Raw genomic sequence first — 14,612 nt, forward strand, 5'->3', positions numbered from 1 at the left:
AACCAGACCGTGATGGGCGCACCATGCCCATCATGGAAAATCTGATCGCCCACCTGTTTCTGGCGCGCGAACTTGCGCACCGTGCCCACCTGCAGACGCGCAGCTTCGCGCAGCATGTGGCGCTGGGTGATTTTTATGGCGCCATCGGTGACCGTGCCGACGCCATCGCGGAAGCCTACCAGGGCCGCTTCGGTGTTCTGCTGTCCGTTCCGATGCTGACCGGCAACCCCGACGCGCCAATCATCGACACTTTGCGCGCACACGTCGAATGGATTTCCAGCCAGCGTTATGTGGCCGTTTCGCGCGACGAAACTGCGATCCAGAACCTGATCGATGAAGCAGTCGGCGCATACCTTTCCACCATCTACAAGCTGCAATTTCTGGCATGAAAACGACCATCGAACAAATTCGCGCACGCGACGGCGCCCGAGCATTTCGGGCCGCTGAAGTCGGCGCCATCAATGAAGAAAAGCGCACCGTCGAACTGGCATTTTCCAGCGAAGTGGAAGTGTCCCGGTGGTATGGCTTGGAAGTTCTGAGCCACGACCCTGCTGCCGTGGTTCTTACCCGGCTGAAAGACGGCGCGCCGCTTTTGCTTGAACATGACTGCGACGATCAAATCGGCGTGGTCGAAAGTGTTTCCATCGACGCGGATCGCCGGGGGCGGGCCGTGGTGCGCTTCGGAAAAAGCGCACTTGCCGAGGAAATCTTCCAGGACGTGAAGGACGGCATCCGCCGCCACGTGTCTGTCGGCTACATCGTGCACGACGCGAAGCTGACGGAAGAACGCGATGGCATGGATGTGTGGACGATCACTTCCTGGGAACCCTTCGAAATCTCGATTGTGGCTGTCCCTGCCGATGTTTCTGTCGGCATTGGCCGGAAGCTGGAAAGCCCACAAGAGGAAACCCGCAACGCACCACTGAACAATCCTGAAAACTTCAAGGAACCCGAAATCATGGAAACCAAAGAAATTTCCCAGGTGGACAACGCCACCGAACTGCGCAAGGCCACCGATGCCGAGCGCGCCCGCACCCGTTCCATCCTGGAAATGGGCGAGAAATACGGCGCTGCCGAACTTGCACGCGATGCCGTGAAAGAAGGCATGGATGTCGCCGCTTTCCAGCGCCAGCTTCTGGACCACGTGAATGGCAAAATCCAGCGCCCGCTGGCCGAGCAGATGAACGATGCCACTGTCGGCCTTTCCGACAAAGAAGCCCGTTCGTTCAGCTTCATGAAGGTGATCCGCGCCCTGGCTGAACCCACCGACAGCCGCGCCCAAAAGGATGCCGCTTTCGAATTCGAAGCCAGCCGCGCCGCCGCTGACAAGCTGGGCAAGGACAGCGACAAGTTCGTGATTCCTGTGGACGTGCTGACCCGCGCCCTGAACACCGGCAAGACTGGCACCGCTGCCGGCGACACCGGTGGTTATGGCATCGCCACCACCCTGATGGCTGAATCGTTCATCGACATTCTGCGCAACCGCGCGACCATCATGCAGCTGGGCACTGTGATGGGTGGCCTGGTCGGAAACATCGACATTCCGAAGCAAGTCGCCGCTGCACAGGGCTACTGGATCGGGGAAGATGCCGACGCCACCGAAAGCAACCTGGAACTGGGCCAGCTTTCGCTGACGCCTAAGACTGTGGCCGCTTTCAGCGAAATCACCCGCAAGCTGATGGTGCAGTCCAGCGTGGACGTGGAAGCCCTGGTCCGTGCCGACCTGGCGAAAGCCCTGGCCCTGACCATCGACCGCGCCGGCTACTACGGCAGCGGCAGCGACCACCAGCCCTTGGGCATCGCAAACCAGTCCGGCGTGAACGCTGTCACCTTCGCCGGTGCGCAGCCGACCTTTGCTGAACTGGTCCAGATGGAAACCGAAGTCGCGCTGCAAAACGCTGACGTTTCCAGCATGGCCTATGTCGGCAATGCGGCCTTCCGTGGCCACGGCAAAACCACCCTGAAGTTCCCGGGCGTCAATGGTTCGGGCACCATCTGGGAACCCGGCAACACCGTGAACGGCTACCGCACCGAAGTCACGAACCAGATCAACACTGGCGACGTGTTCATGGGCAACTTCGCGGACCTTCTGGTGGCGATGTGGGGCGGCTTGGAACTCCTGGTCGATCCTTACAGCAACAGCAAGAAAGGCCGCCTGCGCGTGGTGGTGTTCCAGGACGTGGACTTCGCCCTGCGCCGCACGCAGTCCTTCTGTGTCGGCCGCCCGGACTAATCGCCGGGGCTGACGCCTGACCGGGGGCCGCCGCTTCGGCGGCCCCTTTTTCACGAAGGGAACATGAATGAGCGAATCCATCATCCTGAAAGTCACGTCCGCGATGATCGTGGGCGGCCAGATCGCAAAGCCTGGCGAAATGATCGAAGTCACGCATGCCGAAGCGAAGGACATGCTGCACCGTGGCAAGGCCGTCCTGGCGACCGCAACGGACGCGCCGGAGCCTGTCGAAAAGCAGCCCGAGCCGCAGCCCGAGCCGGCAGCCGAACAGCCTGGTGAACCTGAAGCAGCTGCAGAACAGCCCGCCGAAGCACCGAAGCGTAACCGCAAGGGCAAGTGATGCCGAAGCCCGCCTGGGATGACCTGGACGCCTTCCTGCGCGATGACGAATTCGCCACCGTGGCGACCGTCCGCCTGCAGGACGGCGGCACCAGGACCGTGCGCGGAATCTTCGATGATCCTTACCTAAACGCGCAGCTGGGCGAATACGAAATCGACACCACCCGGCCGCGCCTGCTGTGCAAGGAAGCCGATGTGATCGGCGTGAAGCGTGGCGACCTGGTGGACATCGATGGCCGCGTTTATGACGTGATGACCGGCGCACAGCCGGACGGCACCGGCATGGCGCTGCTGGAAATGGCTGCACAGGGGCGCTGATCATGTCCCTGGTGAACCTGGACATCGACGCGAAAGACCTGCAGGGCGTCATTCTGGACCTGGCTGCGACCGAACAGCAGGCACAGAAGGCACTGAACACCACCCTGGTGAAAATGGCTGGCTGGCTTCGTGCGAAGTCCGTGAAAGGGCTGTCGCAGAAGCTGACCATTCAGCAGAAGGTGATCCGCCGCCGCCTGAAATCCTTCCGGCTGCAGCGCCGCGCCGGTGGTTCGGAAATTACCGTGTGGTATGGCCTGGACCCCATCGCGCTGATCTATCTGCAGGCGCGGCAAGGCAGGGCTGGCGTGCGCGCCTATGGCGGCCGCTTCGTGCAGTCCGCGTTCATCGCCAACGGCCAGAACGGAAACCGCCAGGTTTTCAAGAGGCGCGGTAAAGCCCGCCTGCCCATCGATAAGCAGCGCGCTGACATCGAAGAAAAAGCGAACACCTACATCGAAGATCAGCTGGTCGGCACCGCCGAATTCGAAGCGCGATTTTTCAAAACCTTTGAGCATGAATTGCAATGGCGAACGCAAACACAGAAGTGACACTGGACCAGGTGCACGCCGGCATCGTGGATGCGATCCGCGCGCAGTTCCCTGATCTGAAAACCGTCGAAGCCTATCGGCTGGACCGCAAAAACCTGCCGACGCCCGCGTGCCTGGTCGAAATGACCGAAATGGACGCGGCGATGGAAATCGACCCTGGAACCGAACAGCTGGCAGTGAATGCCCGTTTCGAAGCCAGGTTCGTGATCGGCTTCCGCCAGGGCGCCAAGAACCCGAAGCTGGAAGTGCGAAAGCTGGCCGCAGCGTTCGCCGCATTCGCCCGCCTGCAGCGATGGGGCTGCCCTATCGGGCCGGCTGACGTGATAGGCGCCTACCAGGACGATTTCGACCCGGAACTGGATCAGTTCGAATGCTGGCGTGTCGAGTGGCAGCAGGTGATCCACCTGGGTGAAGGTATCTGGCGCGACGAAGGCGTGACACCGGGCCAGCCGATGTTCAGCTGGGTGCCGCAGATCGGCAGCGCACACGAAGGTGCTTACCAGTCCGTCATTCCACCGGCAGACTATGAAGGCGGGGCCGTGGGATGAACGACGCCTGGGCACAATCCGAAACCGAACGCATCCTGGCGAACATGATCAGGATGGGCGTGGTGTCCGAACTGGACGAAGCGAACGCCCGCGTGAAAGTCCGTGTGGGCGGACTGTCCACCGACTGGCTGCCCTGGGTGACTTCGCGCGCAGGCGCAACACGCAACTGGTCGGCACCACGTCCTGGTGAACAGGTGGTGGTGCTTTCGCCTTACGGTGACGCCGCCCAGGCGGTGGCCCTGCCGTCGATCTACCAGGACGCGCACCCGGCGCCAGCCAGCACGAAGGACGCCGAACACGTGACGTTCCCGGACGGCACCACGGTGAACTACAACAGCGCCAGCAATACGCTGCAGATCGATGTGGCCGGCGCCGCGAAGGTGATCGTGAACTGCAAAGAAGCCACCGTGAACGCCGCCACGAAGGTGACGCTGAACACGCCGGACACCTTTTGCACTGGAAACCTGACGGTGGACGGCCTGCTGACCTACAAAGGCGGCATGAACGGCAGCACCGCCAGCGGCGCGGCCGCGACGATAAACGGAAACGTGAACATCGTGGGCAGCAACCTGACGCACAACGGCAAAAACATCGGCAGCACACACACCCACACCGGCGTGCAGTCCGGCAGCGGAACGACAGGCGCGCCGTCCTGATCTGAAGGAAAAACCACAAGAGGAACGAACCGGCATGGCGGGGCAAGATTCCCGCCATGGACGGAATAGGCGCAGCCACCGGCAAAACGCTGGGCGGCATCGATCACTTGCGGCAAAGCATCCGCGACATTCTCACGACGCCCATCGGCAGCCGTGTGATGCGGCGCGACTACGGCAGCCGCATTTTTTCGCTGATCGACGCGCCCATCAACCGTTCCACGCTGCTGGAAATCTACGCGGCGACCGCTGAAGCCATCGGGCGCTGGGAACCGCGCTTCAAGCTGCAGAAGGTGGTCGCATCCAGCGCCGAACCTGGCGCGGTGACCCTGGACGTGACCGGCGAATATCTGCCGGACGGCCAGGTGATCACACTTGACGGAATCGAAGTGAAATAAATGGCCAGCGCATACACGAAAGTGGACCTGTCCCAGCTTGCACCGCCGAACGTGGTGGAAACGCTGGATTTCGAAAGCATCCTGGCCGCGATGCTGGCCGATCTTCGCGCGCGCGATCCCGCATTCACCGCCATCGTTGAATCCGATCCGGCTTACAAAATCCTGGAAGTCGCAGCCTACCGCGAACTGCTGATCCGCCAGCGCGTGAACGATGCCGCGAAGGCTGTGATGGTGGCCTATGCACAGGGCGCCGATCTGGACCAGATCGCCGCGAACTACGATGTGGCGCGCCTGCTGATCACGCCGGCCGATGACACCACCATCCCACCCACTGAAGCCGTTTTCGAATCCGACGATGACTTCCGCGTGCGCATCCTGCTGTCCCTGGAAGGCTACACCACGGCCGGCAGCAAGGGCAGCTATATTTTCCACGCACTAAGCGCCAGCGGCGACTGCAAGGATGTGTCCGTCACAAGCCTGACGCCTGGCACGGTGAACGTGGCGGTGCTTTCGCGCACTGGCACCGGTTCTGCGCCGGCCACGACCATCGCAGCAGTCACCGAAGCACTGAATGCCGAGGTGGTGCGGCCGCTGTGCGACACGGTGGCCATCACGTCCGCGCAAATTGTGAACTATCAGATCACGGCCAGCCTGGTTCTGTTCCCTGGCGCTGGCCAGGCTGAAGTTCTGGCAGCAGCGCAAGCAGCTGCCGAAGCCTACGCAGCAGAACAGCATCGCCTGGGCCGCGACATCACGCGATCCGGTGTTTTTGCCGCGCTTCACCAGCCTGGCGTGCAAAACGTCACACTGACTTCGCCGGCTGCCGACATCGTGAACACTTGGAATCAGGCGCCCTGGTGCACCAGCATCGCGGTGACCATCGGGGGCATCGGTGAGTGACACCCTGCTGCCGCTGAACGCGACAGCGCAGGAACGTGCGCTGGACGGCGCAACTGCGCGCCTGGGTGACGTGCCCACGCCGCTGCGCGACGTGTGGAACCCTGACACCTGCCCTGCATCGCTGCTGCCCTGGCTTGCCTGGGCTTTCGGCGTCGATGAATGGGATTCTGGATGGTCGGAAGAAGCAAAGCGCAACACGATCAGGGACGCGGTGATGATCCAGCGCCGCAAAGGCAGCGTGTGGTCAATCAAGCGCGCAATTTCTGCGGCCGGATATGGCGACAGCCAACTGATCGAAGGAAATTCGAATAATTTTTACAACGGCGTGCGGCTGCACAATGGCTTCATCACTTACGGCGATGCGACCGAGTGGGCACGTTACCGTTTCGTGCTGACGCGGCCGATCAGCAACGCGCAAGCGGACCAAGTGCGCCGCCTGCTGGACAGCGTGGCGCCCGCGCGCTGTCACCTGATCGAACTGATTTTCACAGAAGCATCGAATCTTTATGACGGCGCGATTTTCTACAATGGCGCATTTAATCACGGAGTGGCTTAAACCATGGCGAATCTTCCCGAATCTTCCACCTTCGATGCTGGTGTTTATCAGATCGAAACCACCGATCCGGTGATCGGCGGCCCTTCTGGCATTACGAACGCGCCGCTGAAAAGCCTGGCGAACCGCACGAAATACCTGAAGGACCACGTGGATGCCATCGAAGCAGCTTATGCACCGAAGGCATCGCCCGCGTTCACTGGAACACCGACCGCGCCAACTGCTGCGCAAGGCACAAACACCACGCAGCTGGCCACCACTGCTTTCGTGAATGCCGAAATCGCCGCAGACATCGCCGGCAGCCTGGCGACCGCTTCGCCGCTGATGGCTGGCACTGCTGCAGTGGGAACATCCACAAAGCTGGCGCGTGAAGATCACCGCCACCCGACCGACACGACGCGCGCACCGCTTGCATCGCCTGCATTCACTGGAACGCCCACGGCGCCCACGCCCGCAGCTGGCAACAATTCCACCCAGGTGGCCACCACGGCTTTCGTGCGTGGTGAACTGACTGGTGTGGTGCCTGCTGGCACGGTGATCTATGCGGCGCGCAACACCGCGCCCACCGGTTACCTGAAGGCGAACGGCGCAGCTGTTTCGCGCACCACTTATGCCGACCTGTTCGCCGCCATCGGCACCATCTTCGGCAGCGGCGACGGCGTGAACACTTTCAACCTGCCGGACCTGCGCGGCCAATTCTTGCGCGGCTGGGATGATGGCCGTGGGATCGATGCCGGCCGCACGTTCGGCAGCGAACAGATGGATCAGTTCCAGGCGCATGGCCACGAACTTCATTATGAAAACACCGGCGCATTCGGTGGCAGCCTGAACACCACGCTGAACACCACAAACCTGTCCGGCATCATGTCCAACTACGCGAAGCAACCGATCCAGCTGGCCGGTTACGACGCGCCGCGCTTCGGCAACGAAACGCGCCCGCGCAACGTAGCATTGCTGGCTTGCATCAAGTTCTAAGGGGAAAAGAATGTCCGAAAAAATCGTTTCGCAACTTGATCAGGACGGCTATTTCGTGGCCGCCGTGGTCGCGGATGAATCGCCGCTGGAACCTGGCACGTTCCTGATGCCAGCCGGCGCCATCGATGAAGCGCCGCCTACCGTGAAACCTGGCACGCGCGCAAAATATACCGGCAAGGGCTTCGTGTTCGAAAACATTCCTGTGCCTGAACCCGAACCCGGTCCGAAGCCCGCGCCCGCTGAAATCATGCGTGCGCAAGCCTACCGCGACGAAGCCGATCCGCTGTTCTTCAAGTGGCAACGCGACGAAGCCACGAAGGCCGAATGGCTGGCCAAAATTGCAGAAATCAAAGCGCGCTACCCTGACGCGCCCGCCGCCTGATCTTTATGCCTGGACGCCTGTTTGCCGCCTGCACGATGGGCGGCCTTTTTTCGCCGGAAAATCCACAAGAGGAAACCGGGGCGCAGAACCAGGCACACTGCAGGCTACGGATTCCGAATTCATGAATTCATTTTGAGGATCACACCAAATGTCTGAAACCTTCCTTCACGGCGTCGAAGTCCTAGAAATCGACGCTGGCCCGCGCCCGATCCAGACGGTGCGTTCTTCTGTCATTGGCCTGATCGGCACCGCGCCGCAGGCTGACGCCACCGCCTTCCCGCTGAACACGCCTGTGATGATCGCCGGCAGCCGCCGCGAAGCCGCGAAACTTCTGGCCGGCACTGGCGCCGACAAGGGCACCCTACCCGATGCTGTGGACAGCATCTTCGACCAGGCTGGCGCTGTGATCGTGGTGGTGCGTGTCGAAAAGGGCGCGAACGAAAACGCGACCATGGCGAACATCATCGGTGGCGTGAATGCTTCGAATGGCAATTACGAAGGCGTGCATGCTTTCCTGGGCGCTGAAAGCCGCCTAGGTGTGGTTCCGCGCATTCTTCTGGCGCCCGGCTTCACGCACCAGCGTCCGGCCGATCCGAACAACGCGAACCAGCAACTGGCGAACCCTGTGGTTTCCGAAATGGTCGGCCTGGCAGAACGCCTGCGCGCCGTGATCATCGCAGACGGCCCGAACACGAACGACGAAGCCGCCGTGGCTTATTCGAACGATTTCGGCAGCCCGCGCGTGTATGTGTGCGATCCCTGGGTTCTGAAAACCGACAGCACTGGCGAAATCGTCCAGGCGCCGGCTTCGCCCTGTGTCGCTGGCTTGATCGCCAAGTCGGACAACGAGCGCGGCTTCTGGTGGTCGCCTTCGAACCAGAACATCAATGGCATCATCGGCACCGTGCGCCCTGTGGACTTCACGCTGGGCGATGCTGATGCCCGCGCGAACCTTCTGAACGAACAGGCCATCGCCACCATCATCCGCCAGGACGGCTATCGCCTGTGGGGCAACCGCACCCTGTCGAGTGATCCGAAGTGGATTTTCCTGTCCGTTCGCCGCACCGCCGACATCATCAACGACAGCCTTCTGCGCGCGCACCTGTGGGCCGTGGATCGCAACATCACGAAAACCTACATCCAGGACGTGACCGAAGGCGTGAACGCATACCTTCGCCACCTGACCAGCATCGGCGCCATCCTGGGCGGCAGCTGCTGGGCTGATCCTGAACTGAACACGCCGGACCAGATCGCACAGGGTAAGGTATATTTCGATTTTGATTTCACGCCGCCGTTCCCTGCTGAACACATCACGTTCCGCAGCCAGATGGTGAACGATTATCTGACGGAGATTTTCTAAAATGGCCGCACGCAACGTTCGCAAGAACCTAAACCTTTTCGTGGATGGTCGCGGCTACGCTGGCCAGATCGATGAATTCAACCCGCCGAAGCTGGCGCTGGTCACGGAAGAATTCCGTGCCGGTGGCATGGACGCACCCATCGAACTGACGATGGGAATGGAAAAGCTGGAAACCGATTTCAGCTTGATCAGCTACGACAAGGACGTGCTGGCGCTGTTCGGTGTCGCGGAAGGCGCTGTGGTGCCGTTCGTGGCCCGCGAAGCCCTGGAATCCTTCGATGGCACTGTGACGGCCGTGGTGCACACCATGCGCGGCAAAATCCGCGAACTGGACCCTGGCACCAGCAAGGCCGGCGACAAGCCGACGCTGAAGGTGGCCATGGCGCTGACCTACTACAAGCTGCAGCACGGTGACGCGACGGTGATCGAAGTGGACGTGGAAAACATGGTCCGCAGCATCAACGGCACCGACGCACTGGCCGGCATTCGCCGCGCGCTGGGCCTGTGATTCAGGGGGCTAGCTTCGGCTGGCCCGCTTCAAAAACAAAAAACGACAGGTGAACGATGGCAGGCAAAAATTCGCCGGCAGCTGATGCCGGTTTCGTGGATGTGGAACTGACCCGCCCGATGGAAATCGACGGCGCGCAAGTGAAGAAGCTGCGCATGCGCGAACCCACCGTGGGCGATCAGCTGGCATCCGAAGAATTCAAAGGCGGCGAAGCTGCGAAGGAAATCGCCATGCTGGCGAACCTTTGCGAAGTGTCGCCGGATGACATCAAGCGGCTGACCTTGAAAGACTACAAGCGGCTGCAGGGTGCCTTCCTGGGTTTTATCGCCTGACCAGCGATTATGTGCGCCAGGGCACACTTGCACTGGCATCACACACTGGCTGGTCATGCACTGAAATTTTGAACATGCGGACATCCCGCTTCACCTGGTGGCTGGATGGGCTGCCAAGGGAACGAGATGGCCAATAAGCGGCTAAACGCCACAATCACAATCGGCGGCGCAATCACCAGCGGGCTTAAAGCCGCGCTGGGAAGCACGCGCGACGGCCTGAACCAGATCGGCAAGGCAGTCACCGATCTGAAGCAGCGGCAGAAAGAACTGAACGCTGTGGTGGCCCAGCAGGAAAAGCTGGGCAGCGCAGGCAATGCGCTGAAGGTTCAATACGCGAACCAGGAACTGGCGCTGATCAATAAGCAGATCGACGCGCTGCGCAAAAAGCAAAGCATCATCCAACAGACGCAGGCCAGCATGTCGGCAGCCAGCGCAAAGATGGCCAGCGCCGGCATGGCGCTGGGTGCAGCAGCAGCTGCCGCTGCAACCGCGTTCGTTCCGATCATTCAGGCTGCGGCCTTCGAAAAAGCCATGCTGGGTGTGGCGAAGCAGATCGATGGCGCGCGCGACGATGGCGGAAAGCTGACGCAGGTTTATTTCGACATGGCCCGCCAGGTGCAACTGCTGGGCCGCGAACTGCCGCTGGCCACGAACGAAATCGCGGACATGGTGGCCGCTGGTGCGCGCATGGGCGTGGCGAAGGATGAACTGATCGGATTCACGCGCACCGCCGCGATGATGGCCAGCGCATTCGACCTTCCGGCCGGCGAACTGGCTGAACAGATGGGCAAGATCGCCACGCTGTTCAAAATCCCCATTCCGAACATCGGTGAACTGGCCGATGTGATCAACTACCTGGATGACAACGCAATCAGCAAGGGCGGCGACATCATCGAAGTGCTGAAGCGCATCGGTGGCACCGCGCAGTTCGTGAAGATGCCAGCGAAGGAAGCGGCCGCCCTGGCGTCCACGTTCCTGACCCTGGGCAGCACCGCAGAAATCGCTGGCACGGCTGCGAACGCTGTGATGCGCGAACTGTCCATCGCCACCATGCAGCCGAAGCGTTTCCAGGCTGGCCTGGCTGCCATCAAGATGGACGCGAAGAAAGTCCAGAAGGACATGGCGAAGGACGCCACAGGCACCATTCTGAAGGTGCTGGACAAGCTGAACGCGCTGCCCGAGGAAACCCGCCTGACGGTGGCCACGCAGCTGTTCGGCAAAGAATACGGCGATGACATCGCAAAGCTGGCCGAAGGTGTGAAGGAATACCGCCGCCAGCTGGAACTGGCCGCCAGCGACAAAGCGATGGGCAGCATGGCGCGCGAACACCAGGCGCGCCTGCAGACCACCTATGCGCAGTGGGAAATTGCGAAGAACCGCATCACCGAAGTGGGTGTGAACATCGGCAGCATCCTGCTGCCGGCGATCAATGACCTGCTGGGTGTGTTCGGTGGCGCGACCACCGCCATGGCTGACTTCGTGCGCGAACACCAGACCCTGGTGGGCAATATCGCAACAGCTGCCGGCACGATCCTGGGCAGCATTGTCGCCTGGAAGGGCATGGCGTTCGGCATTGCTGCCGTCACGTTCGCATTCAACGCGCTGAAGCTGGCGATGGCCACGAACCCCATCGGCCTGCTGCTGGTGGGACTGACCACGGCCGCCGTGCTGATTTATAAAAATTGGGAACCGCTGCGCGAATTCTTCGCAAAGCTGTGGGCCGACATCACCGCAAGCGCGCGCCAGGCCATCGACTGGATCATCGCCAAAATCGAAGCGGTGGGCCAGATGTGGCAGAACACAAAACGTTTCTTCGGCTTCGGTGAAGATGCGCCGCCTGCGAAATCTGTCGGGGCTGTTCCGCAGCCGCCCGCTGTTCCGCGCATGGCCACCGCGCCGAACTATGGCGCCAGCTACAACGCGCCGCAGACGAACACCTTCAACATCACGCAACTGCCAGGACAGGACAGCAAGGCGCTGGCCGATGAAGTGGCGCGCCGCCTGGCTGAAAAGCAAGGCGTGGCACGGCGCAGCATCATGTTCGACCCGGCGCTGGGATATTAAAAAATGAGCGTTCTAGGCTACAAAATCGGAACGCCAGTGATGATGCAGCTGGGTGCGTTCCAGTTCGGCATCAACACGGCGGCCTATCAAACCCTGCAGCGATCCAGTGAATGGCGCTGGCCGTCCCAGGATCGGTTCGGCAAGCCGCCAGTGCTGCAGCATGTCGGCCAGGGCAGCGAAACGATCACGCTGCCTGGCGTGATCTATCCCGAATGGCGTGGCGGCTTCGGCCAGGTCGAACAGATGCGCGCACTGGCTGGACAAGCCACACCGCTGCAGCTGATCGATGGCAGCGGTGCCACGTTCGGAAAGTGGGTGATCGAAGGCGTCGAAGAAAAGCAGTCCGTGTTCGCTGATGCCGGCGCGCCCAGGAAGCAGGAATTCACGCTGAAGCTGCGCCGGTTCTTCGAAACTGACGGTGGCCTGGTCACCCTGGTGACTGGCGTGGCCAGCGTGGTTTCGGCTGCTGCAGGCGGAATTCCTGCGGTGTCTATCCCGCCCGCCGCCACTGGCCCGGTGTCCCAGGCGCAGGGGCTGGCGAATTCTGTCGCGTCCACCGCGAAGTCGCTGTCGGCCAGCTTGTCGAAGGCTTACAGCGACGTGCAGCAGGCTGTCGCGCCTTACACCGCTGTGGCCGCCGACACCATTGGGGCTGTGGTCCGCTGTGTGGAAGTGGCCGACCAGCTGCAGACGAACGCGAACCGCGTCCTGGCGCTGCTGGGAAAACGCCCGATCAACGCCACCGCGATTTCATCCGCCCAGGGGCTGGGCCGCACCGCTGCCGGCCTGCTGACCCGCGCCAACAGCGCCGGCGTGATCCTGCGCAATACCACCGCGCAGATGGAAGCCCTGGGCACCGTGCCGAAGTCCACCGTGCAGGTGGTGCGTTCGGCAGCCGCCACGGCTGACAAGTGCGCCGCCGCCTGCCGTCAGACCGCCACCCAGGCGGCAACCATCAAGGAATGACGAACATGGCGACCACTTACACGACCCGCGAAGGCGACACCGTGGATTTCATCGCCTGGAAGTTCTACGGCAGCACCGAAAACCAGGTGGTGGAAGCCGTCCTGGCTGAAAACCGTGGCCTGGCCGACAAGGGCGCGCTGCTGCCGCCTGGCCTGCAGATTACGCTGCCCGAAATCCAGACGCCCGCGAAGTCCCAGGGGGTGCGCCTGTGGGACTGATGGAAAACATCAAGCCGGAATATCGCGTCCTGGCGAACCAGGCTGACATCACCGCGATGGTGGCCGAACGCCTGGTGTCGATGCGCTTCACCGACGAAGCCGGCCTGGAATCGGACATCCTGGAAATCGTCCTGGCTGATCACGATCCCATGGCACCCATCCAGGTGCCGCCCACTGGCGCCGAACTGGAACTGTTCCTGGGTTATGACGGCCTGGCCCAGCGCATGGGCCTGTTCGTGTGCGATGAAGTCGAAATCGCCGGCTGGCCTGGCGAAATGACGATCCGCGCCCGGGCTGCGCCGTTCGACCAGTCGAAGGGCGGCAAATCGCACCTGCAGACGCAGAAAACCCGCAGCTGGCCGAAGGACACGAAGCTGGGCGACATGGCGAAGAAAATCGCCAAGGAACACGGCATGGAAGCGGCTGTGGCGAAGTCCCTGGCCAGCATCAAGCTGCCGCACATCGACCAGGCCGACGAATCCGATCTGCACTTCCTGGCCCGCGTGGCGAAAAAATATGATGCCATCGTGAAGCCGGCCGGTGGCAAGCTGGTCCTGGCGAAGAAGGGCGAAACGAAAAGCGTCAGTGGCGAACAGCTGCCCACGGTGACCCTGGCGCCTGGTGAAGTGTCCCGGTTCCGTGTGGTCCAGTCGAAGCGCGAAACGGCCGGCATGGTGGTGGCCTACTGGCACGCCACGAAGCAGGCGAAGCGCCACGAAGTGAAGGTGGGCCAGGGCGAACCAGTCACCCGCCTGAAAATGTATTACCCGACGAAGGAAATGGCGCTGGCGGCCGCCAGGTCCGAACTGGACCGGCGCGAACGGCGCAAGGTGACCGCATCCCTGCAGCTGCCTGGCCGCACCGACCTGGTGGCGGAAGGCAAGGTGATCCTGGCCGGCTTCCGTGATGGCGTCGATGGGGAATGGATCGCCACCAGGGTGGAACACGGCCTGGATGGCAACGGCTACAGCTGCAACATCGAACTGGAAAAACCGAACAGCGACGGCACGAAGGCCACCGAAGAAACCGAGGAATGAGGGCTGGCGACCCCGCCAGGAATCGAACCTGGAACCCCCAGCTTAGAAGGCTGGTGCTCTATCCGGTTGAGCTACGGGGCCGGAAATTATCACCGGTGAAGGCCGGTGATATTTTTTTCTAAGTGCACCCGATAGTGCACCCGATTCATTTTCAACCTGTCATTAAAGCCTTGAAATCATTCACTTTTTTCGGGCGTGTCCAGCTGCTTAGAAGGCAGTTGCTCTATCCAGCTGAGCTACGGGGCCGTCGGTCTAGGCCCGGGGAGTTAGTGGGTCCAGG

General features: G+C 61.7%; 19 protein-coding genes and 1 tRNA gene. 19 read left to right on the forward strand and 1 reads right to left on the reverse strand.

Going from position 1 to position 14,612, the window contains the following annotated elements:
- Window positions 1-23: 23 nt before the first annotated feature.
- From I2H38_RS19650 to I2H38_RS19740, 19 genes are all read left to right on the forward strand, one after another.
- A complete protein-coding gene (locus I2H38_RS19650; protein ID WP_196273575.1) occupies window positions 24-389 on the forward strand; it encodes a DUF5856 family protein in 366 nt (121 codons plus the stop codon).
- Window positions 386-2,233 carry a phage major capsid protein gene (locus tag I2H38_RS19655; protein WP_196273576.1) on the forward strand — a complete coding sequence of 616 codons (1,848 nt, stop codon included), beginning with the start codon at window positions 386-388 and terminating at the stop codon, window positions 2,231-2,233. Before I2H38_RS19650 ends, I2H38_RS19655 begins: the two co-directional genes overlap by 4 nt.
- Before the next feature lie 67 nt (window positions 2,234-2,300).
- Window positions 2,301-2,573, forward strand: coding sequence for a hypothetical protein (locus tag I2H38_RS19660; RefSeq protein WP_196273577.1), 273 nt, complete (start codon window positions 2,301-2,303; stop codon window positions 2,571-2,573).
- A complete protein-coding gene (locus I2H38_RS19665) occupies window positions 2,573-2,890 on the forward strand; it encodes a head-tail joining protein (protein WP_196273578.1) in 318 nt (105 codons plus the stop codon). Before I2H38_RS19660 ends, I2H38_RS19665 begins: the two co-directional genes overlap by 1 nt.
- A gap of 2 nt (window positions 2,891-2,892) precedes the next feature.
- Window positions 2,893-3,438: a phage tail protein gene (locus I2H38_RS19670; RefSeq protein WP_196273579.1), complete on the forward strand. Its 546-nt coding sequence runs from the start codon at window positions 2,893-2,895 to the stop codon at window positions 3,436-3,438.
- A complete protein-coding gene (locus I2H38_RS19675) occupies window positions 3,414-3,986 on the forward strand; it encodes a hypothetical protein (RefSeq protein WP_196273580.1) in 573 nt (190 codons plus the stop codon). Before I2H38_RS19670 ends, I2H38_RS19675 begins: the two co-directional genes overlap by 25 nt.
- A complete protein-coding gene (locus tag I2H38_RS19680) occupies window positions 3,983-4,642 on the forward strand; it encodes a phage baseplate assembly protein V (protein ID WP_196273581.1) in 660 nt (219 codons plus the stop codon). Before I2H38_RS19675 ends, I2H38_RS19680 begins: the two co-directional genes overlap by 4 nt.
- A gap of 56 nt (window positions 4,643-4,698) precedes the next feature.
- Window positions 4,699-5,037 (forward strand): GPW/gp25 family protein, encoded by a 339-nt coding sequence (locus I2H38_RS19685; RefSeq protein ID WP_196273582.1) that lies wholly within the window; start codon window positions 4,699-4,701, stop codon window positions 5,035-5,037.
- Complete coding sequence (locus I2H38_RS19690) at window positions 5,038-5,937, forward strand: baseplate assembly protein (protein ID WP_196273583.1); 900 nt, start codon at window positions 5,038-5,040, stop codon at window positions 5,935-5,937.
- Window positions 5,930-6,493, forward strand: a complete 564-nt coding sequence (locus tag I2H38_RS19695) for a phage tail protein I (RefSeq protein WP_196273584.1) — start codon at window positions 5,930-5,932, stop codon at window positions 6,491-6,493. The genes I2H38_RS19690 and I2H38_RS19695 overlap by 8 nt, the downstream gene beginning before the upstream one ends.
- Before the next feature lie 3 nt (window positions 6,494-6,496).
- Window positions 6,497-7,465 (forward strand): phage tail protein, encoded by a 969-nt coding sequence (locus I2H38_RS19700; RefSeq protein ID WP_229426828.1) that lies wholly within the window; start codon window positions 6,497-6,499, stop codon window positions 7,463-7,465.
- Between the two features lie 10 nt (window positions 7,466-7,475).
- Entirely contained in the window at window positions 7,476-7,847 is a 372-nt protein-coding gene (locus I2H38_RS19705; protein ID WP_196273585.1) for a hypothetical protein, read from the forward strand.
- Between the two features lie 148 nt (window positions 7,848-7,995).
- Window positions 7,996-9,207, forward strand: coding sequence for a phage tail sheath C-terminal domain-containing protein (locus tag I2H38_RS19710; protein ID WP_196273586.1), 1,212 nt, complete (start codon window positions 7,996-7,998; stop codon window positions 9,205-9,207).
- A gap of 1 nt (window position 9,208) precedes the next feature.
- Window positions 9,209-9,715 (forward strand): phage major tail tube protein, encoded by a 507-nt coding sequence (locus I2H38_RS19715; protein ID WP_196273587.1) that lies wholly within the window; start codon window positions 9,209-9,211, stop codon window positions 9,713-9,715.
- A gap of 95 nt (window positions 9,716-9,810) precedes the next feature.
- Window positions 9,811-10,047, forward strand: a complete 237-nt coding sequence (locus tag I2H38_RS21305) for a phage tail assembly protein (RefSeq protein WP_324617448.1) — start codon at window positions 9,811-9,813, stop codon at window positions 10,045-10,047.
- 126 nt (window positions 10,048-10,173) lie between these two features.
- Window positions 10,174-12,111: a phage tail tape measure protein gene (locus I2H38_RS19725; RefSeq protein WP_196273589.1), complete on the forward strand. Its 1,938-nt coding sequence runs from the start codon at window positions 10,174-10,176 to the stop codon at window positions 12,109-12,111.
- Between the two features lie 3 nt (window positions 12,112-12,114).
- Window positions 12,115-13,077 (forward strand): phage tail protein, encoded by a 963-nt coding sequence (locus I2H38_RS19730; RefSeq protein ID WP_229426829.1) that lies wholly within the window; start codon window positions 12,115-12,117, stop codon window positions 13,075-13,077.
- Between the two features lie 5 nt (window positions 13,078-13,082).
- Complete coding sequence (locus tag I2H38_RS19735) at window positions 13,083-13,295, forward strand: tail protein X (RefSeq protein WP_196273590.1); 213 nt, start codon at window positions 13,083-13,085, stop codon at window positions 13,293-13,295.
- A complete protein-coding gene (locus I2H38_RS19740; protein WP_210324886.1) occupies window positions 13,295-14,332 on the forward strand; it encodes a phage late control D family protein in 1,038 nt (345 codons plus the stop codon). Before I2H38_RS19735 ends, I2H38_RS19740 begins: the two co-directional genes overlap by 1 nt.
- A gap of 4 nt (window positions 14,333-14,336) precedes the next feature.
- On the opposite strand, the gene I2H38_RS19745 is transcribed toward I2H38_RS19740, so the two are convergent.
- Window positions 14,337-14,413 (reverse strand) — tRNA-Arg (locus tag I2H38_RS19745).
- Between the last annotated feature and the right edge of the window lie 199 nt (window positions 14,414-14,612).

It is taken from the genome of Microvirga alba (genome assembly GCF_015694465.1).
Classification (GTDB): Bacteria; Pseudomonadota; Alphaproteobacteria; order Rhizobiales; family Beijerinckiaceae; genus Microvirga; species Microvirga alba.

What these genes read in the sequence shown, in the direction of transcription:
- I2H38_RS19670 (WP_196273579.1), top strand. Translation starts at nt 2,893, where the DNA reads ATGTCCCTGGTGAACCTGGACATCGACGCGAAAGACCTGCAGGGCGTC.
- I2H38_RS19735 (WP_196273590.1), top strand. Translation starts at nt 13,083, where the DNA reads ATGGCGACCACTTACACGACCCGCGAAGGCGACACCGTGGATTTCATC.
- I2H38_RS19725 (WP_196273589.1), top strand. Translation starts at nt 10,174, where the DNA reads ATGGCCAATAAGCGGCTAAACGCCACAATCACAATCGGCGGCGCAATC.
- I2H38_RS19665 (WP_196273578.1), top strand. Translation starts at nt 2,573, where the DNA reads ATGCCGAAGCCCGCCTGGGATGACCTGGACGCCTTCCTGCGCGATGAC.
- I2H38_RS19700 (WP_229426828.1), top strand. Translation starts at nt 6,497, where the DNA reads ATGGCGAATCTTCCCGAATCTTCCACCTTCGATGCTGGTGTTTATCAG.
- I2H38_RS19685 (WP_196273582.1), top strand. Translation starts at nt 4,699, where the DNA reads ATGGACGGAATAGGCGCAGCCACCGGCAAAACGCTGGGCGGCATCGAT.
- I2H38_RS19740 (WP_210324886.1), top strand. Translation starts at nt 13,295, where the DNA reads ATGGAAAACATCAAGCCGGAATATCGCGTCCTGGCGAACCAGGCTGAC.
- I2H38_RS19680 (WP_196273581.1), top strand. Translation starts at nt 3,983, where the DNA reads ATGAACGACGCCTGGGCACAATCCGAAACCGAACGCATCCTGGCGAAC.
- I2H38_RS19690 (WP_196273583.1), top strand. Translation starts at nt 5,038, where the DNA reads ATGGCCAGCGCATACACGAAAGTGGACCTGTCCCAGCTTGCACCGCCG.
- I2H38_RS19710 (WP_196273586.1), top strand. Translation starts at nt 7,996, where the DNA reads ATGTCTGAAACCTTCCTTCACGGCGTCGAAGTCCTAGAAATCGACGCT.
- I2H38_RS19655 (WP_196273576.1), top strand. Translation starts at nt 386, where the DNA reads ATGAAAACGACCATCGAACAAATTCGCGCACGCGACGGCGCCCGAGCA.
- I2H38_RS19675 (WP_196273580.1), top strand. Translation starts at nt 3,414, where the DNA reads ATGGCGAACGCAAACACAGAAGTGACACTGGACCAGGTGCACGCCGGC.
- I2H38_RS19715 (WP_196273587.1), top strand. Translation starts at nt 9,209, where the DNA reads ATGGCCGCACGCAACGTTCGCAAGAACCTAAACCTTTTCGTGGATGGT.
- I2H38_RS19705 (WP_196273585.1), top strand. Translation starts at nt 7,476, where the DNA reads ATGTCCGAAAAAATCGTTTCGCAACTTGATCAGGACGGCTATTTCGTG.
- I2H38_RS19660 (WP_196273577.1), top strand. Translation starts at nt 2,301, where the DNA reads ATGAGCGAATCCATCATCCTGAAAGTCACGTCCGCGATGATCGTGGGC.
- I2H38_RS19650 (WP_196273575.1), top strand. Translation starts at nt 24, where the DNA reads ATGCCCATCATGGAAAATCTGATCGCCCACCTGTTTCTGGCGCGCGAA.
- I2H38_RS19730 (WP_229426829.1), top strand. Translation starts at nt 12,115, where the DNA reads ATGAGCGTTCTAGGCTACAAAATCGGAACGCCAGTGATGATGCAGCTG.